General features: G+C 67.2%; 23 protein-coding genes. 19 read left to right on the top strand and 4 right to left on the bottom strand.

Translation table 11 applies throughout. The features are described 5' to 3' along the window. The first annotated feature begins 36 nt into the window (after positions 1 to 36). The 11 genes from KQ297_RS05500 (at position 37) to KQ297_RS05450 (ending at position 11,112) form a co-directional block, all read left to right on the top strand. Positions 37 to 801, top strand: a complete 765-nt coding sequence (locus tag KQ297_RS05500; protein ID WP_259738526.1) for a phycocyanobilin:ferredoxin oxidoreductase — start codon at positions 37 to 39, stop codon at positions 799 to 801. Beyond that, the gene (locus tag KQ297_RS05495) at positions 798 to 1,712 is read left to right on the top strand and encodes an HlyD family efflux transporter periplasmic adaptor subunit (protein WP_259738525.1); all 915 of its coding nucleotides are present in this window, start codon (positions 798 to 800) and stop codon (positions 1,710 to 1,712) included. The genes KQ297_RS05500 and KQ297_RS05495 overlap by 4 nt, the downstream gene beginning before the upstream one ends. Then, positions 1,709 to 2,896 (top strand): ABC transporter permease DevC, encoded by a 1,188-nt coding sequence (devC, locus tag KQ297_RS05490; RefSeq protein WP_259738524.1) that lies wholly within the window; start codon positions 1,709 to 1,711, stop codon positions 2,894 to 2,896. Before KQ297_RS05495 ends, devC begins: the two co-directional genes overlap by 4 nt. A gap of 78 nt (positions 2,897 to 2,974) precedes the next feature. After that, positions 2,975 to 3,664 (top strand): DevA family ABC transporter ATP-binding protein, encoded by a 690-nt coding sequence (locus tag KQ297_RS05485; protein WP_259738705.1) that lies wholly within the window; start codon positions 2,975 to 2,977, stop codon positions 3,662 to 3,664. A 57-nt stretch (positions 3,665 to 3,721) separates the two neighbouring features. After that, positions 3,722 to 3,877: a hypothetical protein gene (locus tag KQ297_RS05480; protein WP_011293689.1), complete on the top strand. Its 156-nt coding sequence runs from the start codon at positions 3,722 to 3,724 to the stop codon at positions 3,875 to 3,877. An 82-nt stretch (positions 3,878 to 3,959) separates the two neighbouring features. Beyond that, entirely contained in the window at positions 3,960 to 4,892 is a 933-nt protein-coding gene (locus KQ297_RS05475; RefSeq protein ID WP_259738704.1) for a glycosyltransferase family 2 protein, read from the top strand. 139 nt (positions 4,893 to 5,031) lie between these two features. Then, positions 5,032 to 5,748 carry a 30S ribosomal protein S2 gene (gene rpsB, locus KQ297_RS05470; RefSeq protein WP_185466210.1) on the top strand — a complete coding sequence of 239 codons (717 nt, stop codon included), beginning with the start codon at positions 5,032 to 5,034 and terminating at the stop codon, positions 5,746 to 5,748. Positions 5,749 to 5,851: 103 nt separating this feature from the next. Next, positions 5,852 to 6,514 carry a translation elongation factor Ts gene (tsf, locus tag KQ297_RS05465; protein ID WP_185466208.1) on the top strand — a complete coding sequence of 221 codons (663 nt, stop codon included), beginning with the start codon at positions 5,852 to 5,854 and terminating at the stop codon, positions 6,512 to 6,514. Between the two features lie 65 nt (positions 6,515 to 6,579). Continuing rightward, on the top strand, positions 6,580 to 7,815 hold the full coding sequence (locus KQ297_RS05460) for a hypothetical protein (protein ID WP_259738523.1): 1,236 nt from the start codon (positions 6,580 to 6,582) through the stop codon (positions 7,813 to 7,815). After that, the gene (gene recG / locus KQ297_RS05455; protein ID WP_259738522.1) at positions 7,773 to 10,343 is read left to right on the top strand and encodes an ATP-dependent DNA helicase RecG; all 2,571 of its coding nucleotides are present in this window, start codon (positions 7,773 to 7,775) and stop codon (positions 10,341 to 10,343) included. The genes KQ297_RS05460 and recG overlap by 43 nt, the downstream gene beginning before the upstream one ends. A 22-nt stretch (positions 10,344 to 10,365) precedes the next feature. Next, the gene (locus KQ297_RS05450; protein WP_259738521.1) at positions 10,366 to 11,112 is read left to right on the top strand and encodes a M15 family metallopeptidase; all 747 of its coding nucleotides are present in this window, start codon (positions 10,366 to 10,368) and stop codon (positions 11,110 to 11,112) included. On the opposite strand, the gene KQ297_RS05445 is transcribed toward KQ297_RS05450, so the two are convergent. Together KQ297_RS05445 and sir are read right to left on the bottom strand one after the other, a co-directional pair. Continuing rightward, positions 11,082 to 11,459 (bottom strand): hypothetical protein, encoded by a 378-nt coding sequence (locus KQ297_RS05445; RefSeq protein ID WP_259738520.1) that lies wholly within the window; start codon positions 11,457 to 11,459, stop codon positions 11,082 to 11,084. The genes KQ297_RS05450 and KQ297_RS05445 overlap by 31 nt on opposite strands. After that, complete coding sequence (sir, locus tag KQ297_RS05440; RefSeq protein ID WP_259738519.1) at positions 11,459 to 13,321, bottom strand: sulfite reductase, ferredoxin dependent; 1,863 nt, start codon at positions 13,319 to 13,321, stop codon at positions 11,459 to 11,461. The genes KQ297_RS05445 and sir overlap by 1 nt, the downstream gene beginning before the upstream one ends. An 88-nt stretch (positions 13,322 to 13,409) precedes the next feature. On the opposite strand from sir, the gene glyS reads away from it, so the two are divergent. Further along, positions 13,410 to 15,578: a glycine--tRNA ligase subunit beta gene (gene glyS, locus KQ297_RS05435; RefSeq protein ID WP_259738518.1), complete on the top strand. Its 2,169-nt coding sequence runs from the start codon at positions 13,410 to 13,412 to the stop codon at positions 15,576 to 15,578. Between the two features lie 33 nt (positions 15,579 to 15,611). Here the strand turns inward: glyS and chlP are convergent, their stop codons facing one another. After that, positions 15,612 to 17,021, bottom strand: coding sequence for a geranylgeranyl reductase (chlP, locus tag KQ297_RS05430; protein WP_259738517.1), 1,410 nt, complete (start codon positions 17,019 to 17,021; stop codon positions 15,612 to 15,614). Positions 17,022 to 17,140: 119 nt separating this feature from the next. Between chlP and KQ297_RS05425 the strand changes: the two genes are divergently transcribed. The 7 genes from KQ297_RS05425 to ccsB all read left to right on the top strand — a co-directional run bounded on the left by KQ297_RS05425 (position 17,141) and on the right by ccsB (position 23,690). Beyond that, complete coding sequence (locus KQ297_RS05425) at positions 17,141 to 17,887, top strand: D-alanyl-D-alanine carboxypeptidase family protein (protein ID WP_259738516.1); 747 nt, start codon at positions 17,141 to 17,143, stop codon at positions 17,885 to 17,887. Positions 17,888 to 18,059: 172 nt separating this feature from the next. Next, positions 18,060 to 19,865 (top strand): translational GTPase TypA, encoded by a 1,806-nt coding sequence (typA, locus tag KQ297_RS05420; RefSeq protein ID WP_259738515.1) that lies wholly within the window; start codon positions 18,060 to 18,062, stop codon positions 19,863 to 19,865. Positions 19,866 to 19,870: 5 nt separating this feature from the next. Then, the gene (locus KQ297_RS05415) at positions 19,871 to 20,248 is read left to right on the top strand and encodes a DUF309 domain-containing protein (protein WP_399251351.1); all 378 of its coding nucleotides are present in this window, start codon (positions 19,871 to 19,873) and stop codon (positions 20,246 to 20,248) included. 8 nt (positions 20,249 to 20,256) lie between these two features. Next, on the top strand, positions 20,257 to 20,793 hold the full coding sequence (locus KQ297_RS05410) for an LptA/OstA family protein (protein WP_259738513.1): 537 nt from the start codon (positions 20,257 to 20,259) through the stop codon (positions 20,791 to 20,793). After that, positions 20,790 to 21,518 carry an LPS export ABC transporter ATP-binding protein gene (gene lptB, locus KQ297_RS05405; RefSeq protein WP_259738512.1) on the top strand — a complete coding sequence of 243 codons (729 nt, stop codon included), beginning with the start codon at positions 20,790 to 20,792 and terminating at the stop codon, positions 21,516 to 21,518. Before KQ297_RS05410 ends, lptB begins: the two co-directional genes overlap by 4 nt. 83 nt (positions 21,519 to 21,601) lie before the next feature. Continuing rightward, a complete protein-coding gene (locus KQ297_RS05400) occupies positions 21,602 to 22,720 on the top strand; it encodes an LptF/LptG family permease (protein ID WP_259738703.1) in 1,119 nt (372 codons plus the stop codon). A gap of 55 nt (positions 22,721 to 22,775) precedes the next feature. Next, complete coding sequence (gene ccsB, locus KQ297_RS05395) at positions 22,776 to 23,690, top strand: c-type cytochrome biogenesis protein CcsB (protein ID WP_185466188.1); 915 nt, start codon at positions 22,776 to 22,778, stop codon at positions 23,688 to 23,690. 84 nt (positions 23,691 to 23,774) lie between these two features. On the opposite strand, the gene rpe is transcribed toward ccsB, so the two are convergent. Next, the gene (gene rpe / locus KQ297_RS05390; protein WP_185466186.1) at positions 23,775 to 24,458 is read right to left on the bottom strand and encodes a ribulose-phosphate 3-epimerase; all 684 of its coding nucleotides are present in this window, start codon (positions 24,456 to 24,458) and stop codon (positions 23,775 to 23,777) included. Positions 24,459 to 24,569 lie beyond the last annotated feature (111 nt).

Raw genomic sequence — 24,569 nt, 5'->3', positions numbered from 1 at the left:
TGGCAGGATCTTCATTCTGCTGGCCGAGGCTGCCCCGTGACCTCCACCGTCCCCGCCCCCAGCCCCGATCAGCGCCCCCCCGCCACCGGCCTGCATCCCCTGATGGACGCGCTGGCCGAGACGATCCGCAGCAGCTGGAGCGATCTGCCTGAGCTGGGCCCCCTGGCGATCGAGGCGGATCTGGAGGCGATCAGCGGCAGCCTCGACGGCGAACAGCTGTTCATCCGCAATGAGCTGCGCCGTTGCCGCGGCCTGCGCAAGCTGCACCTGGAGACCGCACGACTCGGAGCGGGTCTGCAGATCCTGCACTGCGTGTTCTTTCCGGATCCACGCTACGACCTGCCCGTCTTCGGGGCCGACATCGTCGCCACCCAGGCTGGGGTGTCCGCCGCGATCGCCGATCTCTCCCCCACCCGGGAGGGTCTGCCTGAGGCTATCGAGGCGGGCCTGGAGGTTCTGCCCAGACACCCCTACAGCCAGCCGCGCGAGCTGCCTGCCTGGGGCAGCATTTTTTCTCCACACGTGCGTTTCGTGCGGCCTGTGACGGCCCAGGAGGAGGGTTGGTTCCTCGAGGAGGTGGCGGGTCTGCTGGGGGTGATGGGCCAGGCCGTGACGAGTACGCCGGAGCAGAGCATCGACGACCCCGCTACGGTTCTTCGTTATCACGGTCAGCTCTCATATTGCCGGCAACAGAAACGAAACGACAAGACCCGCCGCGTGCTGGAGAAGGCGTTCAACCCGAGCTGGGCGGATCGCTACATCGAACAACTTCTGTTCGACGATCCCGACTTTCCGGCATGACCCGACTGGGACGCCGACCGTTGCTGATCGGCGCCGCCGTCACCCTGTTGCTGGCTGGGGCCATCACCCTGATCCTCCGCGGCCAGCAGGGCAACCAACCGGTGGCCTCACCGCAGACCACCTCCGAGCCCAGAAAGCTCGAAGCGGTTTCTGCCCTCGGACGTCTTGAGCCGGCAGGCGACATCCGCAGGCTGGCCGCCCCGATCACCGGCATCGGCGGCAGTCCCCGCATCACCCGGATGCTGGTGGAGGAGGGTGAGCGGGTGCAGGCCGGTCAGTTGCTGGCCACCTTTGACACCGGTCCAGCCCTGCAGGCCCAGCGGCGCCTGCTGCAGAGCCGCATCGCCAACCTCCAGGACCAGGTGACCCTGCTGGGGCGGGAAATCTCCCGTTACCGCCAGCTGGCCAAGGCGGGCGCCACACCGGCAGCCGACCTGGAAAGCCGTGAACTCACCCTGGTGGAACTCAAGGGAAACCTGCGGGAAGCCCAGGACGAACTGGTGAAAACCGAAGCCGATCTGGTCAACACGGAGCTGCGCGCCCCGTTCAGCGGCACCGTGCTCAGCCTTCAGGCCCGGGTGGGTGAACGTCCGGGGGATGACGGCATCCTCGAGCTGGGGGCCAGCGACCAGATGGAGGTGCTCGCCGAGGTGTACGAGAGCGACATCAACCGAGTTCAGCTGGGTCAGCGGGCGACCATCACCAGCGAGAACGGAGGCTTCACCGGCACACTCAACGGCCGGGTGATCCGGATCAGTCCCCAGGTGCGCCAACGGGATGTGCTCTCCACCGACCCCACCGGTGATGCCGATGCCCGCATCGTCGAGGTGCGCCTCGCCCTCGATCCGGCCGACATTGCCCGGGTCCGCGATCGAGCCGGCCTCAAGACCGTGATCCGCTTCGAGTCATGAGCGGGCTGCCGGGGCTGCGCGAGATCTGGAGCTGGCGCCGGATCCCCCTGGCCTGGCTGCTGCTCACCCGGCAACCGGCCCGGCTGGCGGTGGCCCTGGCGGGCATCAGCTTCGCCGGAATCCTGATGTTCATGCAGTTCGGCTTCCGCGACGGCCTGTTCGACGCCAGCGTCACGGTGCACAAGCTGTTCGACACCGATCTGGTGCTGCTCAGCCCCCGCTCCAGCAGTTCGGTGAGCATGGAGGGCTTCCCCCGTCGGCGCCTGGTCCAGACCCTGGCCGATCCCGATGTGGCCGGCATCACGCCGGTGCACTGGAATCTGGTGATCTGGCGCAATCCGGAAGACCGCAGCACCCGCTCGATCCTGGCCCTGGGCTTCGAGCCGGGCGATCCTCTGTTCACCGATCCCGCCCTGGCGTCCAAGGCCAAGGTGCTCAACCAGCGGGGACGGGTGCTCTTCGATGAACTCTCCCGGCCCGAGTTCGGGCCCGTGGCCGAATGGTTCCGGGACGGCCGCACCGTGGAGAGCGAGATCGGCGGCAAGCGCGTCCGGGTCGGAGGCCTGGTGGCTCTCGGGGTCTCGTTCGGAGCCGACGGCAACATTCTCACCAGCAGCGAGACCTACCTGCAGCTGCTGCCCAACACCCCCCCCGGCAGCATCGAAGTGGGACTGATCCGCCTGCGCCCCGGAGCGGATCCCGAGGCGGTGATCCGGCGCCTCAAGGCTTCTCTGCCCAAAGACGTGAACGTGTTCACGAAGCAGGGCTTCATGGACTTCGAGAAGGACTACTGGCGCAGCAGCACGGCCATCGGCTTCATCTTCACGCTCGGGGCGGCCATGGGCTTCATCGTCGGCTGCGTGATCGTGTACCAGATCCTCTACAGCGATGTGAGTGATCACCTGCCCGAGTACGCCACCCTGATGGCGATGGGCTACCGCCTGTCCACCCTCCTGGGGGTGGTGGCCCGGGAGGGTCTGCTGCTGGCCCTGCTCGGCTATCTGCCGGCCTATGCCGCCGGCCAGGGCCTCTACGCCCTTGTCCGATCGGCCACCCGGCTGCCGGTCACCATGGACACCCCGAGAGCCGTGACGGTGTTCACCCTGATCCTGGTGATGTGCATGGGCTCCGCAGGCATGGCAATGCGCCGCCTGGCGGATGCCGACCCGGCCGAGATCTTCTGACCCTTGCCTGGCGCCGCCATGACCACCTCCGTTTCACCGCTGCGCTCGAGCGCCGCCCCGTCAGGAGCCCCCCTGCCGATGGTTCAGGTGGATGGTCTCTGCCACTGGTACGGCGCCGGGGAGATGCGCCGCCAGGTGCTGCAGAAGGTGAACCTGACGATCCAGCCCGGCGAGGTGGTCCTGCTCACCGGCCCCTCGGGCTGCGGCAAGACCACCCTGCTCACCCTGGTGGGAGCTCTGCGCCAGGTCCAGCAGGGCAGCGTGCGGGTGCTGGGGCAGGAGCTGAACGGCTCCAGCCGCAAGCAACGGCAGCAGCTGCGCCGCTGCATCGGCATGATCTTCCAGGGGCACAACCTGCTGCGCTGCCTCAGCGCCGAGCAGAATGTGCAGATGGGCTCCGACCTCCTCCCGGACCTCAGCTACCGGGCCCGGCGTGATCAGGCGCGGGAGTGGCTGCGGGCCGTCGGCCTCGGCGATCATCTCGACAAACTTCCCCATGGACTCTCAGGGGGCCAGAAGCAACGGGTGGCGATCGCCCGGGCCCTCGCAGCCCACCCCCGCCTGCTGCTGGCCGATGAACCCACCGCCGCCCTCGACAAGCAAAGTGGCCGAGAGGTGGTGGATCTGCTCAAGCGGTTGGCTCGAGAACAGCACTGCGCCGTGCTGATGGTGACCCACGACCCGCGCATCCTGGATGTGGCCGACCGCCTGGTGCAGATGGAGGACGGACGCCTGATGGCCGCCCCGGTGCCTGAGCCGACCGCCTGAGGGAGGATCGGGCGTTCTTGGTAAGCTGGTGATTCTCTCAAGAGCACAAGACATTCCATGTCGAAACGCAGGAATCTGAAAAAGGAAAAACAGGAACGCAACCGCGCCTACGCCCGCAAGTTCAAGAAGCGCAAGCTCCGCAACGACGGCCGCGGTGAAGGCGCCGGCAACGGCGTCACCGGCACCGCCAACAACGGCGGCGCCGCCGACTGAGCCTGGCGCTGGTTTCGCTCTCCGGGGCGTGGGGATCCTGAGGGATCCCTTTTTCATGCCCCAGTCCCACCGGCCGCCAGCCATGTTCCCCAGCGTCGTCATCCCCACCTACAACCGCCGCCCGATCCTGGAGAAGGCCCTGCTCGCCCTCGAGGATCAGCAGCTGGGCCTTCCGCTGGAGGGTTACGAGGTGGTGGTGGTCGACGACGGCTCCACCGACGGCACCGCCGCCTGGCTGCGGCAGGAAGCCCCGCGATTCCCCCATGTGCGCCTGATCGAGCAGGACCATGGCGGACCCGCCGAGGGGCGCAACCGGGGCGTGGATGAGGCTCGCGGTGACGTGATCGTGTTCATCGACAGTGATCTGGTGGTCACCAGCTCCTTTCTGCTGGAGCATGCCCGGGCTCTGGAGGCCCGCTGGCGGCAGAGCGGCAATCGGCTCTGCTTCACCTACGGAGCCGTGATCAACACGGCCAATTTCGAAGATCCCACCAGCGAGCCCCACAAGCTGAGCGATCACTCCTGGGCCTACTTCGCCACGGGCAATGTGGCGATTGATCGCCAGGTGCTGGAGAGGGCCGGCCTGTTCGATACGGGCTTCCGCCTCTACGGCTGGGAGGACCTGGAGCTGGGCGAGCGGCTGCGCCGTCTGGGGGTTGAGCTGGTGCGCTGCCCGGCGGCTGTGGGGTACCACTGGCACCCGGCCCTCAGCCTCGAGCAATTGCCTGATCTGGTGCGGATCGAGCAGGAACGGGCCCGCATGGGGCTGGTCTTCTACCGCAAGCACCCCACCCGGCGGGTGCGCTTCATCATTCAGTTCACCTGGTGGCACCGCCTGCTCTGGGAGCTGCTCACCCTGGGGGGTCTGCTCAACGAGCGCACGCTCAGGCCGCTGCTGGCCTGGCTGATTCGCCACGGCCACAACGCTCTGGCCATGGAGCTGCTGCGGCTGCCCCTCAACCGCCTGGGGGTGCGAGCCCTGTTCCGCGAGGCGCACGCTGAAGGCCTTCGCTGACCGTTTGGTAGCTTGGAGCGTCCTTAACAAACCGCACACCTGTCCGTTTCGGGTGCTCAGTCGGCACCGGTGATCCTCCTTTCGGGTCATCGCGTCTGATCCCTGGCAGGTGGAGGCGAACCCGAAACCCTTCCCAACCATGGCTGTTGTCACCCTCTCCGAGATGATGGAGGCTGGCGCCCACTTCGGGCACCAGACGCGTCGCTGGAATCCCAAGATGTCGCGCTACATCTATTGCGCGCGCAATGGGGTTCACATCATTGATCTCGTGCAGACCGCCGTCTGCATGAACAATGCCTACAAGTGGACCCGCAATGCCTCCCGCAGCGGCAAGCGCTTCCTCTTCGTGGGCACCAAGAAACAGGCCTCCGAGGTGATTGCCATCGAGGCCAGTCGCTGCGGCGCCGCCTACGTCAACCAGCGCTGGCTGGGTGGCATGCTCACCAACTGGAGCACGATGCGTGCCCGCATCGATCGCCTCAAGGATCTGGAGCGGATGGAGAGCTCCGGAGCCATCGCCATGCGCCCAAAGAAAGAAGGGGCCGTGCTGCGCCGTGAGCTGGAGCGCCTGCAGAAGTATCTCGGTGGCCTGAAGAACATGCGCCGCCTGCCGGACGTGGTGGTGCTGGTGGACCAGCGCCGCGAGAACAATGCTGTGCTCGAGTGCCGCAAGCTCGACATCCCCCTGGTGTCGATGCTCGACACCAACTGCGATCCCGACCTCGCCGACGTCCCCATCCCCTGCAACGACGACGCGGTCCGCTCCGTGCAGCTCGTGCTGGGTCGCCTTGCTGACGCGATCAACGAAGGTCGCCACGGCAACCAGGAGCAGCGCGACGACAACGACGAAGGCTAGAGCCAGGCGGCTCGACACTCAGGACTGATGGTCCCATTGGGTCCCGATATGCTCGGGACCCCTGATTTTCAACCCAACTCTTCCTTTCCTCCCTCTCCCTCCCATGGCTGAAATCTCAGCGAAGCTCGTCAAGGAACTGCGCGAGAAGACAGGCGCCGGCATGATGGATTGCAAAAAGGCGCTCGGAGAATCCGCGGGCGACATGGGCAAGGCCGCTGAATGGCTGCGCCAGAAAGGCATCGCCACCGCCGAGAAGAAAGCGGGCCGCACGGCCGCTGAAGGTGCCATTGGCAGCTACATCCATACCGGGGCACGGGTGGGTGTGCTGGTGGAGGTGAACTGCGAAACCGATTTCGTCGCCCGCGGCGACCTCTTCCAGGACCTGCTGCGCAATGTGGCGATGCAGATTGCCGCCTGCCCCAATGTCGAATACGTCAGCACCACCGACATTCCCGCGGCGGTGGGTGAGCGTGAAAAACAGATCGAGATGGGTCGCGACGACCTGGCCGGCAAGCCCGACAAGATGAAGGAGAAGATCGTCGAGGGACGCATCGGCAAGCGCCTCAAGGAACTGGCCCTGCTGGAGCAGCCTTTCATCAAGGACAGCTCGATCACCGTGGCCGAGCTGGTCAAGCAGGTGGCCGGCAAGATCGGCGAAAACGTCCAGGTGCGGCGCTTCACCCGCTACACCCTCGGCGAAGGGATCGAGGTGGAACAGACCGACTTCGCCGCCGAAGTGGCCGCCATCACCGGCAAGGCGGCCTGAGCCCCGCCGGCGTTCCCCGTCCTCCGTCCCTACGCCTCAGCCGATTGGAGACCAGCGCCACCGCGTTGTCCGAAGCCCGAGGGCACCTCGATCGGATTCGCCGGAGTCTGGCGGAGGGTCATCGGGACCTGTACCGCGACCTGGCCCTCTACCTCCAGGTGTTGCGCGAAGGCCTGCTGGACACTGTTCAGCAGGCCGTTTTTCATGTGGCCACCCAGGTGGTCCCCGAGCGCTACCAGCAGCTCAGTGACCTCCAGCGGCAGGAACTGCCCCGGCGGCTGGAGCAACTGGTCCACCGTTGCGGCTGCCTCCTGACCCTCGAGCAGCTCCTGGTGCTCGCCCGCCAGGTTCAGACCGAGAAGAGGCGCCAGGGGGAGCTGGAGCAACGGCGCCTGAACCAGGCCCTGGAGCAGATGTCCTCCGAGGCCGGATCCGACCCCGAGACGGACGATCAGGAGGAGCGTGAGGAGCCGGCCGGCTCGATCCGGCTGGATCTGAACCTGCCCCTCTCCGCCGAGCTGTTCTCCGCTGGTATCCCTGCGCTGGCCGGCCTCAGCGAGCTTCTCGAGGCCCCTTCCAACGACATCGCCGGGCACGAGGACCAGGACGTCGACCTCGAGGAGGGCGAAGAAGTCGAAGAAGTCGAAGAAGACAGAGAAGACGACAGCGGAGCAGATTCGGTGGAGGGCGAGGCTGACGATCCCACCGACATCCTGCGCGCCCTGCTGGTGATGGCCAACTCCGGGGAGACCCAAGACCAGGGACCCGGCCTCAGCGTCCCGCACAGCGCGGAGATAGCTGAGTCACCCTCGAGTGAGCCCGGAGGCAGCCGGAACGAACCGGGCCTGGTGCCGAGGCAGCCCCTGGAGCTGCTGGAGTGGTGGAAGGCCCTGGACCGTGCCCTGCAGCGGCGCCTGCGCAACCTCTCCCACGCCATCAACCTGGATCTGATCAAACTGGGGCTCACCCGCAGCCTGCTGCCCCTGAGCCTGCTCGACGCTGTCCTGCAGGGACAGCTGGAGGCCCTGCCGGCCCCGGCCAACCTGCTGAAGATCCAGTTGCCCTTCGGCACCCCCGACACACCCGCGCAGGTGCAGGCCCTTGGGGTACTGCTGCGCACAGGCGACATCGAATACGAGCAACCCCGCCTGCGCACCTGCCGCAAGCGCCTGGAGCAGCGACGGGCCAGCGTGCGCAAAATGGCTCAGCAGTACCGCCACTGGCAGCGGCGGGCCCGGGCCCTGGAAGCGGAACAGCAGTGGATGCAGGACAGCCAGTCCAGCCCCGAGGCCCCGGCCTGAACCCGGGCGAGTCGCCTGGTCCCGCCGCTGGGGCCTCCGAGGACCATGGGACCTGGATCACCACCCTCCAGCAGGCGCTGCAGCTGGAGGTGGAGCGCGGCTTCGAGAACCTTCAGGGCCGTCGGGAACGGTTCAGCGTGTTTCTCGAGCGCGAGTGCCGCCGGCCCCCTGAAGGTCTGATCCAGCGGTTGCCAGAGGCAGCGGCCGCCCTGGCCACCCTGGCCGACCTGTTCAGGCGCTACGACGACCTGTCCCAGGCCCAGCGCCAGTCGCTGCTTCGACGTTGCCGGGAGCGGCTGCATGGCCTGCGCCGAAGCCTGAATCCTCCGCGCCCACCCGGACCCCCTCGACTGAGGCTGGCCTCCTCGCCAGCGCCCTCCGGCTGCGGGGGCACGGCAGGCCGCAGGACGGCCGGTCTCCTCCAACCCGACACCCCCCTGGGCGAGGTGCCGGGGATCGGGCCGAAAACCGCCACGCGCCTGGCCAGCCTGGGATTGCTGCTGGCCCGGGACCTGCTGCGCCACTACCCCCGCGACTATCTCGATTACGCCAATCTGGTGCGGATCCAGGAGCTGGTTCCCGGCAGCACCGCCACGATCGTGGCCACGGTGAAGCGCTGCCATGCCTTCGCCAGCCCCCGCAACCCCAGGCTGGTGATCCTGGAACTGCAGGTGCACGACATCACCGGACGGTTGCGGCTGAGCAAGTTCTTCGCCGGCAAGCGGTTCAGTTCCCCGGGCTGGCTCAAGGCCCAGCAGCGGCAGTTCCCCCCAGGCTGCAGCGTGGCCGCCAGCGGCCTGGTAAGGCAGACCCCCTACGGCCCCACCCTGCAGGATCCCCTGCTGGAAGTGCTCGACTCCCCGGGCACCCCTGTGCGCTCGCGCCAGATCGGACGGCTGGTGCCGGTCTATGCCCTCACCGAGGGGCTCGGCGCCGAACGTCTGCGCCAGGCCATCCAGACGGTGCTCTCCGCCGCGGCGCACTGGGGTGATCCCCTGCCGGCCGCCCTGCGGCGGCAGGAGGGTCTGCTGGATCGAGCCACGGCCCTGCGCGGGTTGCACGATCCCGCTGATCGCGAGGCACTCAGGGCCAGCCGCCACCGGCTGGTCTTCGATGAATTCCTGCTGCTGCAGCTCAGCCTGCTGCAACGGCGCCGGCAGCTGGCCCGGCGCCCGGCCCGGCCCCTTCGAATGCCCAGGGGGCAGTCGAGCCTGATGGCCTCCTTTCTCGAGTTGCTGCCCTTCCAGCTGACCCAGGCCCAGCGGCGGGTGCTCTCCGACATCCAGGCCGATCTGGAGCAGGAGCAGCCGATGGCGCGCCTGCTGCAGGGGGATGTGGGCAGCGGCAAGACCGTGGTGGCCATCGCGGCCCTGCTCGTGGCCATCGAAGCCGGTTGCCAGGGGGCCCTGATGGCCCCCACGGAAGTGCTCGCCGAGCAGCATGCCCGCAAGCTGGGGGAATGGCTCAGCCAGCTGCACGTGAGCACGGCCCTGCTGACGGGATCAACCCCGGCAGGGCGTCGCCGCCAGCTGCTCCAGGACCTGGCCAATGGTCAGCTGCAGCTGCTGGTGGGCACCCATGCGCTGCTCGAGGATCCGGTGGCCTTTGCCCGGCTGGGGCTGGTGGTGGTGGATGAACAACACCGCTTCGGCGTGCGCCAGCGTGACCGGCTGATGGGCAAGGGCCTGCAGCCTCACCTGCTGACCATGACCGCCACACCGATCCCGCGCACCCTGGCCCTCTCGGTGCACGGCGACCTGGAGGTGAGTCAGATCGATGGCCTGCCACCGGGACGCACCCCCATCCGCACCCGCCTGCTGCGGGGCGGCCAGCGCCAGGAGGCCTACGAGCTGATCCGCGAGGAGGTGGCCCGGGGCCAGCGGGCCTATGTGGTGCTGCCCCTCGTGGAGGAGTCGGAGACCCTGGACCTGCGTTCGGCCGTGGCCGTCCACCGCCAGTTGCAGGAGGAGGTGTTCCCGGAGCTGCGGGTGGGCCTGCTGCACGGGCGCATGCCGAGCCCCCGCAAGCAGGAGGCAATCGGTGCCTTTTCCAGCGGCCATTGCGATGTGCTGGTGTCCACCACCGTGGTGGAGGTGGGGGTCGATGTGCCCGAGGCCAGCGTGATGGTGATCGAGCACGCCGAGCGCTTCGGGCTGGCCCAGCTTCATCAGCTGCGGGGGCGGGTGGGCCGCGGGGCGGCCGCCTCCCACTGCCTGCTGATCAACGACGGCAAGGCCGGGCAGGCCCAGCAGCGGCTGGAGCTGCTGGTGCGCTCCAGCGACGGCTTCGAGATCGCCGAGATGGATCTGCAGCTGCGGGGCCCCGGGCAGGTGCTGGGAACCCGGCAGTCGGGGCTGCCCGATCTGGCCCTGGCCAGCCTCAGCGACGACGGGGAGGTGCTGGAGGAAGCGCGAGCGCTGGCGCGGCGGCTGCTTGAGCTCGATCCCGAGCTCCAGCAGCACCCTGGCCTGCGCCAGGCGCTGCTCGAGCAACGACAGCGACAGGCGGAAGCCGGCAGCTTGAATTGAGCCGTCCCCGCCACCCCCGCGCGTGAGCTCCTCCCTGCTCAGGCCCTGGAGCCCGATTCCGATCCAGGAGGCCGCCGAACCGCTGGTTCCCCTGCCCGAGGCGTTGCTGCGCCTCGAGCCCCACCCCTACGCGTCGCTGGGGGCCCCCTACGGGGAGGGCCGCAGCCCTTTCCAGCTGCGTCGCAGCGTGGTGGAACGCCTGCTCAGGGCCCAGATCGAGCTGCAGCGCCAGCAGAGCAGCTGGTGCCTGGCCATCTTCGACGGCTGGCGGCCCGTGCAGGTTCAGCAGTTCATGGTGGAGCACACCATCAGCAGCGAATGCCGGCGGCTGGGCGTGGACCCTCGGCAGAGCAGCGCCGCGCTGGAGGCGGTGACGGCAGAGGTGGGCCGCTTCTGGGCACCCCCCAGCCGGAATCCGACCACACCGCCTCCCCACAGCACCGGTGCGGCCGTGGACCTCACCCTGGCGACCCGCGACGGCGAACCGCTCGACCTGGGCGGCGAGATCGATGCGATCGGGGCTGTCTCGGAGCCCGACCACTACGACCCTTCGAAGCGAGAGCAACGCCTTGAGGGCGCCAGAGGATCAGGCGAGCGTGAGCTGGAGTGGCACCGGCGGCGCTGCCTGCTGCGCGAGGTGATGACCGGCGCCGGCTTCGCCCAGCACCCCAACGAGTGGTGGCATTTCAGCCATGGTGATCAGCTCTGGGCCTGGCGGCAGGGGGAGGCCGTCGCGATCTATGGCGGCTGGGATCCTGGCAGGGGCTGACGCTGCAGCTCCCTCCAGATGCGGTCAGCCTCCTCACGGCTGATCAGCCCCTCGTTGGCGCAGCGCTTCAAGCTGGCCTCCCCCAGCTCCAGCTGCATCTGACGCAGGCGCTGCAGCACCTGCGGTGGTTGATCCGCAAATTGCTGCAACTGGTTCCGGTAGGCCTTGAGCAGGTGCTCCTCCCGGCAGGTGTCACCGTCGGGCTGATAAAGCCTGACGGGAGTTTTCGGTCGTGGGGGCATCGTGCGCGCCTCGAACGACGGGATCCCTGGACCGCTGGCCAGCAGGGCCAGGCTGGCGAAGCCCGCCAGCAGAGCGGCAGGGCCGGGTCGGCACGGCGCCGCCATCAGCTGGCGGTGGGGAGCAGGTCGTGAATCCGCTCGGCCCCGAGGCCGGAGACGAACTGGCCGAAACTCTGGCGACCACCCTCGCTCTTCCAGCGCAGAAGCAGCGGCTCCAGGGTGGACTCCAGCTCAGCCAGGGGCATGCGTTCCAGGTAGGGAGCCGCCAGCTGGGTGAGGTTGGGAGTACCCCCCAACCAGAGCTGGTACTGCTCGACGCCGCTGCCCACCAGGCCGACTTCGGCCATGTAGGGCCTGGCGCAACCGTTCGGGCAGCCGGTCATGCGCACGAGCACCGGACGCTCGATGCCGAGCCGCTGCAGCTGCGCCTCGAGGCGCTCGAGCACGGAGGGCAGGATCCGCTCCGATTCGGTGATCGCCAGGCCGCAGGTCGGCAGCGCCGGGCAGGCGATGGCATGGCGTGCCAGCAGGGAGGGCGATTCCGGGGCCTCGAAGCCAAGGGCGGCCAGGGCCTCCTTCACGCTGCTGCGCTGGGAGGTGCCGATCGAGCAGAGCAGAAGATCCTGGTTGGGCGTGAGCCGCACTTCCAGCTGGTAGGTCTCGATCAGCCGCCGCAAGCCGCGCTTGCGCTCACCCTCCAGCCGTCCGCAGAGCAGGGGCAGCCCCACGAACCAGAGACCACGGCTCTGGCGGTGCCAACCGAGGTAGTCGTCCAGGCGAGGCTTCGGTTCCGCCCGCAGGGGCTTGATCGGAGCCTTCAGGTAGCGGCTGAGCTCCTGGCGGAACCAATCGACCCCGCGGTCGTGGATCAGGTACTTCATGCGGGCGTGACGCCGCTGGTCCCGGTCGCCATGGTCGCGCTGGAGGGCCACGATGGCCTGCACCAGATCGAGCACATCGTCAGCCGCCACGTAGCCGAGTGGGTCGGCGGTGCGGGCGAAGGTTTCCTCCTTGTTGTGGGTGCGGCCCATGCCACCACCCACGTAGACGTTGCAACCGCGCAGGCGGCCCGAGGGATCGGTGAACGCCACCAGGCCGATGTCCTGAGTGAGCAGATCCACGGAGTTGTCCCCTGGCACCGTCACGGCCACCTTGAATTTGCGTGGGAGGTAGGTGCCTCCGTAGAGCGGCTCGTTGGGGTCGCCGCTGTATCCGGCCCCCTCCTGCTGCCGCCGGCGGGCGCGTTTCACCGCCGCGGTCGGTTTGAAGCGGTAGCTGTGGTCACCATCGACCCAGAGATCCAGGTACGACCCCTCGGCCGCCACCGGAGCGATCAGGTCGGCGATCTCATCGGCCAGACGCCTGGCGACGGGGTACCCCCCCTTCTCGAAGGGAGCGGCCGGAGCCATCACGTTGCGGTTGATGTCGCCGCAGGCGGCAAGGGTGGAGCCCATCGAGCGCACGATCGTGCCGATCACCTCACGGATGTCGGCCTTGGCGATGCCATGCATCTGAAAGGCCTGACGGGTGGTGAGCCGCAGGGTGCCGTTGCCGAGGCGATCGGCGAGGTCATCCATCGCCAGGTAGAGCGGCACTGGAATGCGACCGGCGGGGCTGCGCAGGCGCAGCATCATCTGCCAGTCCTTCTCCTGGCCCTTCTGACGGTTGTCGCGGTCGTCCTGCTGGTAGCTGCCGTGGAACTTGAGTATCTGAACAGCGCCATCGGTGAAGAAGGGCTTCTCGTTCTCCAGTTCGGTGGCCAGAGGCTCCTTCAGGTAGTCGCTGGCCGCCTTCAGCCGCTCAAACTTGCTGGGGGGCTTTGTTGCCGCTGCGGGGTCGCCATGGCCGTTGCCGGCGGACCCTGCCTTGGCGGGAGAGGATCGTTCCCCGGCAACCCCGGACTCGGTTTCAGTCTGCGAACGGCTGATCCCCGACGACTTGCGATGACGTTCGGGGGTCAGGGTCACAACAGGGGCACCAGCGTCCTTTGAAGGTAGCGAAGCAGGGTGGAGCTGACGGGCTTTCAATACAGTCACAGGCTGCTGAGCTGTGCAAGTGGCCACGTTCCTGCTGGAAATCGGAACCGAAGAACTGCCGGCAGATTTCGCGCGCCTGGCCCTGCCCCAGCTGGAGCAGCAGGTGCGTCACGATCTGGCCGCCCAGCGCCTGCCCCATGGCCTTGTCCAAGCCACAGGCACACCGCGGCGCATGGTGGTGCGCGTCGCCGATCTGCCCCTGGCACAGGATGACCTGGCCGAGGAACGCAAGGGTCCACCCGCAGCCCAGGCCTTCGTGGATGGACGACCGGGCCCGGCTGCGATCGGTTTCGCCAACCGCTGCGGGGTCGATCCAGCCAGCCTGGAGGTGCGCCAGACCGCCAAGGGCCCGTTCGTGTTCGCCCGGATTCTGCAGCCAGGTCGCCCCAGCGCGGAGGTGCTGGCGGAGCGCATCCCGGCCTGGATCACCGGCCTGCAGGGAAGGCGCTTCATGCGTTGGGGCGAAGGGGAGCTGCGCTTCAGCCGGCCGATCCGCTGGCTGGTGGCCCTGCTCGATCAGCAGGTGATTCCCCTGGTGCTGGAGGGCAGTGATCCAGCGATCCGCAGCGGCCGGATCAGCCGCGGCCACCGGTTGTCAGAGCAGACGCCGGCCATTGCCGACGCCGACAGCCACAGCGCAAGCCTGGCTGCCGCCGGCGTGATCGTGGAACGCCAGCAACGGGCCGACTGGATCCGCCAGCAGGTGCTTGAGGCCGCCACAGCGGCCCAGGCGCGGCCTGACCTGCCCGAGGAGCTGTTCGAGGAACTGGTGGATCTTGTGGAGAGCCCAAGCCTGATCGAGGGATCGGTGGAGCCGCGCTTCCTGGCCCTGCCGCCGGAGGTGCTGAGCACGGTGATGCGCAGCCACCAGCGCTACGTTCCACTGCGGCGTCTGGATGCGCCTGAGGATCCCCTCGCCCTCTCAGCCCGGGACAGCCTGCTGCCCCGCTTTCTCTGTATCGGCAATGGTCTGCCGGAAGCGGCTGACACGGTGCGGCGAGGCAATGAACGGGTGCTCAAAGCCCGTCTGGCCGATGCGGAGTTCTTTCTGGAAGCCGACCGCGCCATCACCTGCGAGCAGCGGCGCCAGCGCTTAGCCAGCGTCACCTTCGCGGATGGCCTCGGCAGCCTGCTCGATCGCAGTGATCGCCTCCAATGGCTGTGCGGACTGCTGCTGAAGCACCTCTCCCTGCCGCCGGAGAGCCAGGTCGCGGCCCTGCGGGCGGCGCACCTCTGCAAGCACGATCTGGTCAGTCAGATGGTGGGTGAATTCCCGGAACTGCAGGGGGTGATGGGGGCCAAGTACGCCCTGGCGGAGGGGGAATCCAGGGAAGTGGCCCTGGCGGTGCTGGAGCATTACCTGCCCAGGGGCGCCTCGGATCAGCCGCCCGCGTCGGGAGCCGGGGCGGTGGTTGCCCTGGCCGAGCGCCTGGAACTGCTGCTCAGCATCTATGCCAAAGGAGAACGACCGAGCGGCTCCTCGGATCCCTACGCCCTGCGCCGGGCAGGCAATGGCGTGTTGCAGATTCTCTGGGAGCGGGGCTGGTCCCTGGATCTGGTCAGCCTGCTGGAGCAGGCGACAGCCCAATGGGCCCAGCGACTGCCCGAGCTGGAGATCGAGGCCCCCGCTCTCGCCGGCGAACTGGTGGAAGCCCTGCGCCAGCGCATGGTCTCCCTGTTCGATGAGGAAGGCTTCGATCCCGACCTTGTCCAGGCCGTGGCGGGGGATGGAGTCTCAGCCCAGCGCCTGCTGGGCAACCCGATCGATGGCCGTCAGCGCCTGACCCTGCTGGCGCACCTGCGCCGTGACGGCCAGCTGGCGCCGGTGCAGGCCGTGGTGCAACGGGCGGCACGGCTGGCGGTGAAGGGGACCCTGCCAGCCGATGTGCTGAGCCCGGCAGCAGTGGTGGATCCGGCGCTGTTCAGCTCCGCCAGCGAGGCGGGCATGCTGCAGGTGCTGGAGGAGCTTGAGCCGATCCTGGCGGTGCAGAACCCTGAGGTGCGCTACCGCGAGCTGGCCAGCAAGCTGGCCGAAGGGGCCGTGGCCCTCTCGGCCTTCTTCGATGGGGCCACCAGCGTGATGGTGATGTGCGACGACCCAGGCGTGCGCAGCAACCGCCTGAACCTGCTCGGGGTGTTGCGCAACCAGGCCGCCGAGTTGGCCGATTTCAGCAAGCTCAGCAGCTGAGGCTGCTGGAGGGGACCAGCCTCAGGCCTCCCCTCAGCCCTTGGCCGCCAGCGCGGGTTCCCGCTGCTCCTCGCTCACCTCAGGGGTGGCCGCCACAGCACCGGCCTTGGGCTCACCCTTGGCTCGGCCCACTCCCTGCTGCTGCTCCGATTCCTGAGCGAGGGTGGCCAGCCAGGCTTCCATTTCCTCAGGACTGCGGACCACGCTGGGCACAGGTTTGTAGGACTGTGGGGCCAGGGCATTGCCGCGCAGCACGGCACCGAGGGTGAGCAGGGTGAGCTTGATCTGCTGCCAGGGGTTCATCATCACCACCCGCTTGTAGAGGTAGCTGTCGAAGGTGAGCCGCTGCACGTCCTTGTCGTCGCACATCTCGACGAAAGCCTCCCTGGCCGCATCATTGCGGTAGAAGATGTTCTGGAGAATTTCCAGCACCTTGTAGGTGGCCCCGTACTGCTTGTCCCACTTGCGGATGTAGACCTTGAGGTCGGATTCGGTGGGAATCCTGCTGCCGGAGGCACTGGCGGCAACGATCTGCTCGGCGCACATGCGTCCGCTCTTGGCGGCGAAGTAGATCCCTTCCCCGGAGCTCTTGGTGACATAGCCGGCGGCATCGCCCACCAGGGCCATGCGACCCACCACCCGACGGGGCCTGGGATGCTCAGGAATGGGGTGGGCCTCCACCTTGATCACCTCACCACGCAGCAGCCTTGCACTGGCCCGCTTGCGGATGCCCTTCTGGAGGCTCTTGATCAGCGCCTGGTTTTTCTGCATCGTTCCCGTTCCCACGGCCACGTGGTCGTACTTGGGGAAGACCCAGGCATAAAAATCAGGGGAGACGTCGGTGCCGACGTACATCTCGGCCAGATCCTCGTAGTAGCTCATCTCCTCCTTGGGCAGGCGGATCCGCTCCTGAAAGGCGATGGCCACGTTGTAGTCGCCCGCATCCATGGCCTTGGCCACCCGGCTGTTGGCTCCATCCGCACCCACGATCAGGTCCACCTCGAGGCTCTTGATCTCGCCGGTGGGGCCACCGCCGGAGTAGTCGGCGTAGTGCAGGGTGTAGGGACCCTGGCGCGATGAGCCGGTGTCGATGGACTGAACGAGACCATTGATCAGGTGGGCCCCCAGATCAGCCGCCCGGTTGCGCAGGAAACCGTCGAGGATTTCCCGCCGGCACATGCCGATGTATTCCTCCTTGTTGTCGAGATGGATATCCACCTCACGATTGGAGGGGGAGATCATGCGCATGTTGCGCACCTTCCGGTCGATGATCGACTCGGGCAGGTCGAATTCCTCGACCATGCAGAGCGGAATGGCCCCACCACACGGCTTGGCGTTGTCAAGCTTTCGCTCGAAGAGCCAGGTCTCAATTCCAGCCTTCGCTAGCACTTCGGCTGCGCAGGAACCGCTCGGGCCGCCACCCACCACTGCGACTCGCAACATCTTGAAACCTGCTCCGCGGGAATGATCCTTGGGCGCGAAGCTAACACCCACGCCCAGTTCGATGCTGGTCAGGCCAGGGCTGAGACCTACGATTGTGTCGAAGTTTGTTACGAGGTTGCGTGCCCCCGCAAAGGCCGCAGCGCCTGAAGCGCGATCAGCAGCGCGAGGATCTGCCGGTGGCACGCCGCTCCCTGCCCGAGGGCCGTGGCCGCAGAGGTCTGCTCAAGCCCGTGGCCACCACGATCGGCGTCCTGCTGGCGGTGGCGGGCGCCGGGGTGGTGCTGTTCCTTCAGCCGCTGCGGCGCTGGCTGGCGCCGCCCCCGGTGCCTGGCCTGGAGGCGCGCCAGAGCCTGGACGGCCGCCTGCTGGGCCACTTTCCCTACCCCGAAGCGGGCAGCAGCCTGCTGGTGGCGGTGGCCCCGGGGCTGAAGCTGCGGCCCGAGGCCGCTGACGCCCTGCTGGCGATGCAGCGGGCTGCCGCCGACGATGGTGTGGACCTGCGCCTGCTGAGCGCTTTTCGCTCGATCGAACTGCAGCAGGGGATCTTCTTCGATGTCAAGGCGGAGCGGAACCAGAGCGCCCAGGAGCGGGCCGAGGTCAGTGCACCACCAGGGTTCTCCGAGCACAGCACCGGCTACGCGGTCGACCTCGGGGACGGCGCCAACCCCCAGAGCGACCTGAGTGAAAGCTTCGATCGCACGGCAGCGTTCCGCTGGCTCGACGCCAATGCCAATCGTTTTCATTTCCAGCTCTCCTTCCCCAGGGGCAACAGCCAGGGGGTGAGCTACGAGCCGTGGCACTGGCGCTATGAGGGATCGCTCGAGGCCCTGCGCCTGTTCGAACCGGCCCGCCAGCTGGGAGGTTGAGCGGCCTGGCAGACCAGCGGCTGAGCCGGGAAGCGCACCTGGCGCATCTGGATCTGGCGCATCGGCTCCTTTAACTGATCAAACCGGAGGCTCTTCGGTGGTGCTGGGATAAGGTGATGGATTGTTGCAACCGTTTCGGTTGCTGCCGACAAGATTAAGCGAGAGATCCCGTATGAGCGCCAATCAGAGCGCACCGATTCGCAACATCGCGATCATTGCCCATGTGGACCATGGCAAGACCACCCTGGTGGATGCCCTGCTTCAGCAGTCGGGCATTTTCCGTGAAGGGGAGGCCGTGCCCACCTGTGTGATGGACTCCAACGACCTGGAGCGCGAGCGCGGCATCACGATCCTCTCCAAGAACACCGCCGTCACCTACGGCGACACCCGCATCAACATCGTCGACACCCCTGGCCACGCCGATTTCGGCGGTGAGGTGGAGCGGGTTCTGGGCATGGTCGACGGGGCGCTGCTGATCGTGGATGCCAACGAGGGGCCGATGCCCCAGACCCGTTTCGTGCTGAAGAAGGCTCTGGAACAGGGTCTGCGACCGATCGTGTTCGTCAACAAGATCGACCGGGCCCGGGTGGATCCCGAACAGGCTGTCGACAAGGTGCTGGATCTCTTCCTCGAACTGGGCGCCGACGACGACCAGTGCGACTTCCCCTACCTCTTCGGCAGCGGCATGGGCGGCTACGCCAAGCCGGACATGGCCACGGAGAGCGAGACGATGAAGCCGCTCTTTGATGCCATCCTGCGCCACGTGCCACCGCCGGTCGGCGATGCCACCAAGCCCCTGCAGTTGCAGGTCACCACCCTCGATTACTCCGACTTCCTCGGGCGGATCATGATCGGGAGGGTGCACAACGGCACGATCAAGTCGGGCCAGCCGGCGGCCCTCATCCGCGACGACGGCAGCATCAAGCGCGGCCGGATCAGCAAGCTGCTGGGTTTCGAAGGCCTGGCCCGAGTTGAGATCGCCGAAGCCCGTGCCGGTGATCTGGTGGCCGTGGCCGGCTTCGACGAGGTGAACATCGGCGAGACCATCGCCTGTCCCGAGCATCCCGAGGCCCTGCCGCTGATCCGGGTGGATGAACCCACCCTGCAGATGACCTTCGTGGTCAACGATTCCCCCTTCGCCGGCAAGGAAGGCAAGTTCGTCACCAGCCGCCAGCTGCGCGACCGGCTGCAGAAGGAGCTGCTGACCAATGTGGCCCTGCGGGTCGAGGACACCGATTCCCCGGACCGCTTCGCCGTCAGCGGCCGCGGTGAGCTTCACCTGGGCATCCTGATCGAGACCATGCGCCGGGAAGGCTTTGAATTTCAGGTGTCCCAGCCCCAGGTGATCTTCCGCACCATCGACGGCACTCCCTGCGAACCTGTGGAGACCCTGGTGATGGATGTCCCCGAGGAGGCCGTCGGCAGCTGCATCGAGAAGCTGGGCATGCGCAAGGGCGAGATGCAGAACATGGAAACCGGCAGCGATGGCCGTACCCAGCTGGAGTTCGTGGTTCCGGCACGGGGGCTGATCGGATTCCGCGGGGAGTTCGTGCGCGCCACCAGGGGCGAGGGAATCATGAGCCACTCCTTCTTCGAATACCGCCCGATGCAGGGTGATTTCGATGCCCGTCGCAACGGGGTGCTGATCGCCTACGAAGAGGGGACCGCCACTTTCTATGCCCTCAAGGGCGCCGAAGACCGTGGCCAGTTCTTCATCACCCCTGGCACCAAGGTGTACAAGGGCATGATCGTCGGCGAGCACAACCGTCCGCCCGACCTCGAGCTCAATGTCTGCAAGGCCAAGCAGGTCACCAACATCCGCTCAGCCGGCGCTGAGGTGCTTGACACCCTTCAGTCGCCGATCCAGATGACCCTGGAGCGGGCACTCGAATACATCGGCCCCGACGAAATGCTGGAAGTCACCCCGGAGTCGATCCGGCTGCGCAAGCTGCCGGCGAAGAAGCCCGCCAAACGGTGAACGAGCTGCTCGACGCCGACCCCCGCTTGCAGCGGGCTGTCGACCTCTTCAATGCCGGCGAGTGGTATTCCTGCCACGACAGCTTCGAGGAGCTCTGGCATGAAACCCAGGGGCCCGACCGGCCCGTTCTCCAGGGTCTGCTGCAGATCGCCGTGGCCCATCTCCATCTGGAGCGCGGCAACCAGCGCGGCGCCACGGTGCTGCTGGGTGAAGGACTGGGCAGGCTGGCCCGCAGCGGTCCTGAGGCGCTGGGTCTTGACCTCGACCACCTGCGCCAGGCCAGCGCGGCGCGACTCGCGTGTCTTCAGGTGGGAGGCGATCCAGCCGCCCTGCCCCTTCCCAGCCTGCGGCGCTGGCCCGTAGATTGCCCTGTCAGTTTGTGAGTGTGCGGATGGGGTGCCCCAGGTTTGCGGCCCTTCGCCCATCCCCCCCTCAGGCCCTGGCAGCCGTGCTGCTGATGCTGGGATCGGTGGGGCCCGCCTGCGCCAGGCCGATCCAGCCCGGGGAGCAGGTCGGCCCCGCCCCCCAGGAGGCGACTGCCGAGGTCACTCCCGAGGTCGCTCCGGCCCCGACCGGCCTGGTCACGATCGAATCCGATCGCCAGCAGGCGGACAACGTCACCGGCATCATCACGGCCATCGGCAACGTCAGGATCGTCTATCCCGATCGAGGGGTGGTGGCCACCTCCCGCCAGGCCCAGTACTTCACCCGTGAGGAGATGATCATCCTCAGCGGCGATGTGGACGTCATCCAGGACGACGGCAACACCCTTCAGGCCGACCGGGTCACCTACCTGGTGAATCGGGAACGGGCCCTTGCCCAGCCCCTGGAAGGCCAGCAGGTGTTCAGCACGCTCCTGATCCAGACCACCCCCCAGATCCAGCCAGCCGGCGTGCCCCAGCAGACCCCCAGCCAGCCGCTTCGATGAGCCTCTCCCTGGAGAGCGTGGCCCTGAGCCTGGGCGGCCGTCCCCTGGTGAAGGAGGTGAGCCTGGAGCTTGAGCCAGGAGAAGTTGTGGGCCTGCTCGGCCCCAACGGTGCCGGCAAGACCACCACCTTCAATCTGGTGACGGGTCTGCTCAGGCCCGACAGGGGTCAGGTGCTGCTGGATGGGCGCCGGGTCGAAGGTCTGCCGATGCCCAAACGGGCACGGCTCGGCATCGGCTACCTGCCTCAGGAAGCCAGCGTGTTCCGGCAGCTCACCACCCGCGAGAACCTGCAATTGGCCCTGCAGCAGAGCGGGACACCGCTGCGGGTGCGGCGCCAGAGGCTGGAGCAACTGATCGAGGAATTCCACCTGAGCAAGTTCCAGCACCGCCGCGGCTACCAACTTTCGGGCGGAGAGCGTCGTCGCTGCGAGGTGGCCAGGGCGTTGGCGGTGGGCCATGAGGGACCGCGCTATCTCCTGCTGGATGAACCCTTCGCGGGCGTCGATCCCCTGGCGGTGGCCGACCTTCAGGCTCTGATCGGCACCCTGCGCCAGCGGGGCATGGGCCTGCTGATCACCGACCACAACGTGCGCGAAACCCTGGCGATCACCGATCGGGCCTACATCCTCACCGAGGGCAGCATTCTCGCGTCGGGCCCCTCTTCCGAGGTGGCCAGCGACTCCCTGGTCCGACGTCACTACCTGGGGGAGGGATTTCAGCTGTGAGCGTGTTGACGAACCACCCGGCCAATCCACGGGTCAAGCGCCTGCTGCGGCCCTTCACGCTCTCCTGGCAGCGCCTGCCGCTGATGGATCGCTGGCTCACCAACGAGCTGCTGGGGCCCCTGCTGTTCGGCGTCGCAGCCTTCACCGCGGTGTCGCTCTCGGTGGGTGTGGTCTTCGAGCTGGTGCGGCGGGTGGCCGAATCGGGCCTGCCGATGCTGACCGCCCTGCAGGTGCTCGGTCTGAGGATGCCCGGCTTCCTGGTGCTCTCGTTCCCCATGGCCACCCTGATGGCCACCCTGCTGGCCTACAGCACCCTCTCGAGCAACAGCGAACTGATCGCCCTGCGCAGCGTGGGGGTGAGCACCTGGCGGATGGTGATGCCCGCCCTGATCGTGGCGGTGCTGATGAGCCTGCTCACCTTCGTGTTCAACGACCTGATCGTTCCCAGCGCCAACCTGGAGGCCACCAACACCCTCAACCAGGCCCTGGGCAAGGCGATCGCAGCGGAGAAGGGCAGCAACATCATCTATTCCCGCTTCAGCCGCCGCCCCAGCGACCGCGATGACACCGGCAGCGAGCGCTATCTCTCCCAGCTGTTCTATTCCCGTCAGTTCAAGGATGGAGAGATGAAGGACGTGACGGTGCTGGATTTCAGCCGTGCCAGCGGTACCCAGATCCTCAAGGCCAGACAGGGCACGTGGAACGATTCCGTTGGGATGTGGGAATTCCGCGATGGTCAGATCGTTTTGGTGGGTGAGAACGAGACCACCACCTCGGCCAAGTTCGATCGTTATCTCTACCCGCTTGACCAGGGTCCTCTCAAGCTGGCGGCCCTGCCCAAGGATGCGGCCAGCATGTCGGTCTCCCAGGCCCTGCGGGCTGAGGTGCTGTTGCGGGAGGCCGGCGATCAGAAGGAGGCCCGGCGGCTGCGGGTGCGGATCCAGGAGAAATTCGCCTTCCCGGCCATCTGCCTGGTCTTCGGCCTGATCGGCAGCAGCCTCGGGGTCAGACCCAATGCCCGCACCAGTCGCAGCCAGGGGTTCGGCATCAGCGTTCTGCTGATCTTCTCCTATTACCTGATGTCCTTCATCTTCAGCTCCCTGGGGGTCAAGGGCACCCTCGCCCCTGTGCTGGCGGCCTGGTCGCCCGTGCTGATCGGCCTGGCCCTGGGCCTGGTGCTGTTACGTCAGGCCAGCCGCTGAGCCGGGCCTGCAGGCAGACTGGTCCACTGATTCGCCCCGCCCCGAGCGAGCTTCTGTGAACGATCCGGTTCTCTCCCTGGGCCTGCTGGCCTTCGCGCTGCTGCTGGTGGCCCTGCCCCTGGCCTTCTGGAGCCTCAGTGGCGGGCGCTCCAACAGCCTGGTCCGTCTGATGGTGGCGGCCGCCAACCTGAGTCTCACGGCCCAGCTCACCCTGCGCTGGTGGGAGTCGGGCCATTTCCCGATCAGCAACCTCTACGAATCCCTCTGCTTCCTGGCCTGGGCCTGCACCCTCACCCAGCTGCTGGTGGAGCGCTCCTGGCCCAGCCCGCTGGTGCCCGCGGCGGCCACACCCATGGGCCTGGGCTGCCTGGCCTTCGCCAGTTTCGCGCTGCCGGATCGCCTGCAGGAGGCCTCGCCACTGGTGCCTGCCCTGCGTTCCAGCTGGCTGGTGATGCACGTGAGCGTGATCATGGTGAGCTATGCCGCCCTGCTTGTGGGTTCACTGCTCTCGGTGGCGGTGCTGTTCACCGATCGCGGCCAGGACCTGCAACTGCGCAGCAGCTCCATCGGCAGCGGCGGCTATCGCCAGGCCAAGCTGGCCGGGGCCGGTGATGCCGGAAACCTGCAGCTGAGCAGTGTGTCGATCGGGGTGAGCGAGCAGCTCGACAGCCTCAGCTACCGCACCATCTCCGTGGGGTTCCTGCTGCTCTCGGTGGGCCTGGTGAGCGGAGCCGTCTGGGCGAATGAAGCCTGGGGCAGCTGGTGGAGCTGGGATCCCAAGGAAACCTGGGCGTTGATCTGCTGGCTGGTCTACGCCGCCTACCTGCACAGCCGTCTGAGCCGGGGTTGGCAGGGACGACGGCCCGCCCTGGTGGCGGTGGCCGGCCTGCTGGTGATTGTCGTCTGCTACATCGGCGTGAACCTGCTGGGCATCGGTCTGCACAGCTACGGCTGGTTCCTGGGGGCCTGAACCCAGCGGCAGAACGGGAACCGCAGCCCACGCCCGGTTCCCGTTGACGGCGGTTGCAGTTCAGCCGCTGGGCCGTTCAGCCGTTCAGACGAGCACCGCCTCGGGACGGCGACTGTGGCGGATGCCCTCGATCGCGGCCCGGTAGTCGGGAGCGTTGAACACGGCCGAACCGGCCACGATGGCGTTGGCTCCGGCTTCCACCACCTGCCAGGTGTTGTTGGCCTTGAGGCCCCCATCCACTTCGATCCAGGGATCGAGTCCGCGCTCGTCGCACATGCGGCGCAGGCGGCGGACCTTCTCCACGGCCGAGGGGATGAAGCTCTGGCCCCCGAAGCCGGGATTGACGCTCATGATCAGGACCAGATCGCAGAGCTCGAGGCAGTACTCCAGGGTTTCCAGGGGAGTGCCGGGATTGAGCACAGCTCCGGCTTTCTTGCCCAGGTCCTTGATCTGCCCCAGGTTGCGGTGCAGGTGCGGGCAGGCTTCCACCTGCACGTAGATGTGATCGGCACCGGCCTTGGCGAAGTCACCCACATAACGCTCGGGCTCCACGATCATCAGGTGGACATCGAGGGGCTTGCGGGTGACGGGACGCAGGGCCTCGACGATCAGAGGGCCGATCGTGATGTTGGGGACGAAACGGCCGTCCATGACGTCGACATGGATCCAGTCGGCTCCTGCCTCGTCGACGGCTCTCACCTCGTCACCGAGGCGGGCGAAATCTGCGGAAAGGATCGACGGGGCGATCACCAGAGGCTTCGTGCTCATGGTTGGGGCCACCGGGGCAAAGGAGCCAATTGATTGTAGGAAGTGGCGGTGGGGGGGCTCACGTGGCGCTGATACAGTGACGCCCGCTTCGTGTCGGAAAGACCTTGCCGC

Source organism: Synechococcus sp. CS-205 (assembly GCF_025128255.1).
Lineage (GTDB): Bacteria > Cyanobacteriota > Cyanobacteriia > PCC-6307 > Cyanobiaceae > Regnicoccus_A.
This window is presented reverse-complemented; position numbering and strand designations above follow the sequence as displayed.

Coding starts and splice junctions, on each gene's coding strand:
- KQ297_RS05495 (WP_259738525.1), top strand. CDS start 798: ATGACCCGACTGGGACGCCGACCGTTGCTGATCGGCGCCGCCGTCACC.
- devC (WP_259738524.1), top strand. CDS start 1,709: ATGAGCGGGCTGCCGGGGCTGCGCGAGATCTGGAGCTGGCGCCGGATC.
- KQ297_RS05485 (WP_259738705.1), top strand. CDS start 2,975: ATGGTTCAGGTGGATGGTCTCTGCCACTGGTACGGCGCCGGGGAGATG.
- KQ297_RS05480 (WP_011293689.1), top strand. CDS start 3,722: ATGTCGAAACGCAGGAATCTGAAAAAGGAAAAACAGGAACGCAACCGC.
- KQ297_RS05475 (WP_259738704.1), top strand. CDS start 3,960: ATGTTCCCCAGCGTCGTCATCCCCACCTACAACCGCCGCCCGATCCTG.
- rpsB (WP_185466210.1), top strand. CDS start 5,032: ATGGCTGTTGTCACCCTCTCCGAGATGATGGAGGCTGGCGCCCACTTC.
- tsf (WP_185466208.1), top strand. CDS start 5,852: ATGGCTGAAATCTCAGCGAAGCTCGTCAAGGAACTGCGCGAGAAGACA.
- KQ297_RS05445 (WP_259738520.1), bottom strand. CDS start 11,459: ATGGCGGCGCCGTGCCGACCCGGCCCTGCCGCTCTGCTGGCGGGCTTC.
- chlP (WP_259738517.1), bottom strand. CDS start 17,021: ATGTTGCGAGTCGCAGTGGTGGGTGGCGGCCCGAGCGGTTCCTGCGCA.
- typA (WP_259738515.1), top strand. CDS start 18,060: ATGAGCGCCAATCAGAGCGCACCGATTCGCAACATCGCGATCATTGCC.
- KQ297_RS05410 (WP_259738513.1), top strand. CDS start 20,257: ATGGGGTGCCCCAGGTTTGCGGCCCTTCGCCCATCCCCCCCTCAGGCC.
- lptB (WP_259738512.1), top strand. CDS start 20,790: ATGAGCCTCTCCCTGGAGAGCGTGGCCCTGAGCCTGGGCGGCCGTCCC.
- KQ297_RS05400 (WP_259738703.1), top strand. CDS start 21,602: ATGGATCGCTGGCTCACCAACGAGCTGCTGGGGCCCCTGCTGTTCGGC.
- rpe (WP_185466186.1), bottom strand. CDS start 24,458: ATGAGCACGAAGCCTCTGGTGATCGCCCCGTCGATCCTTTCCGCAGAT.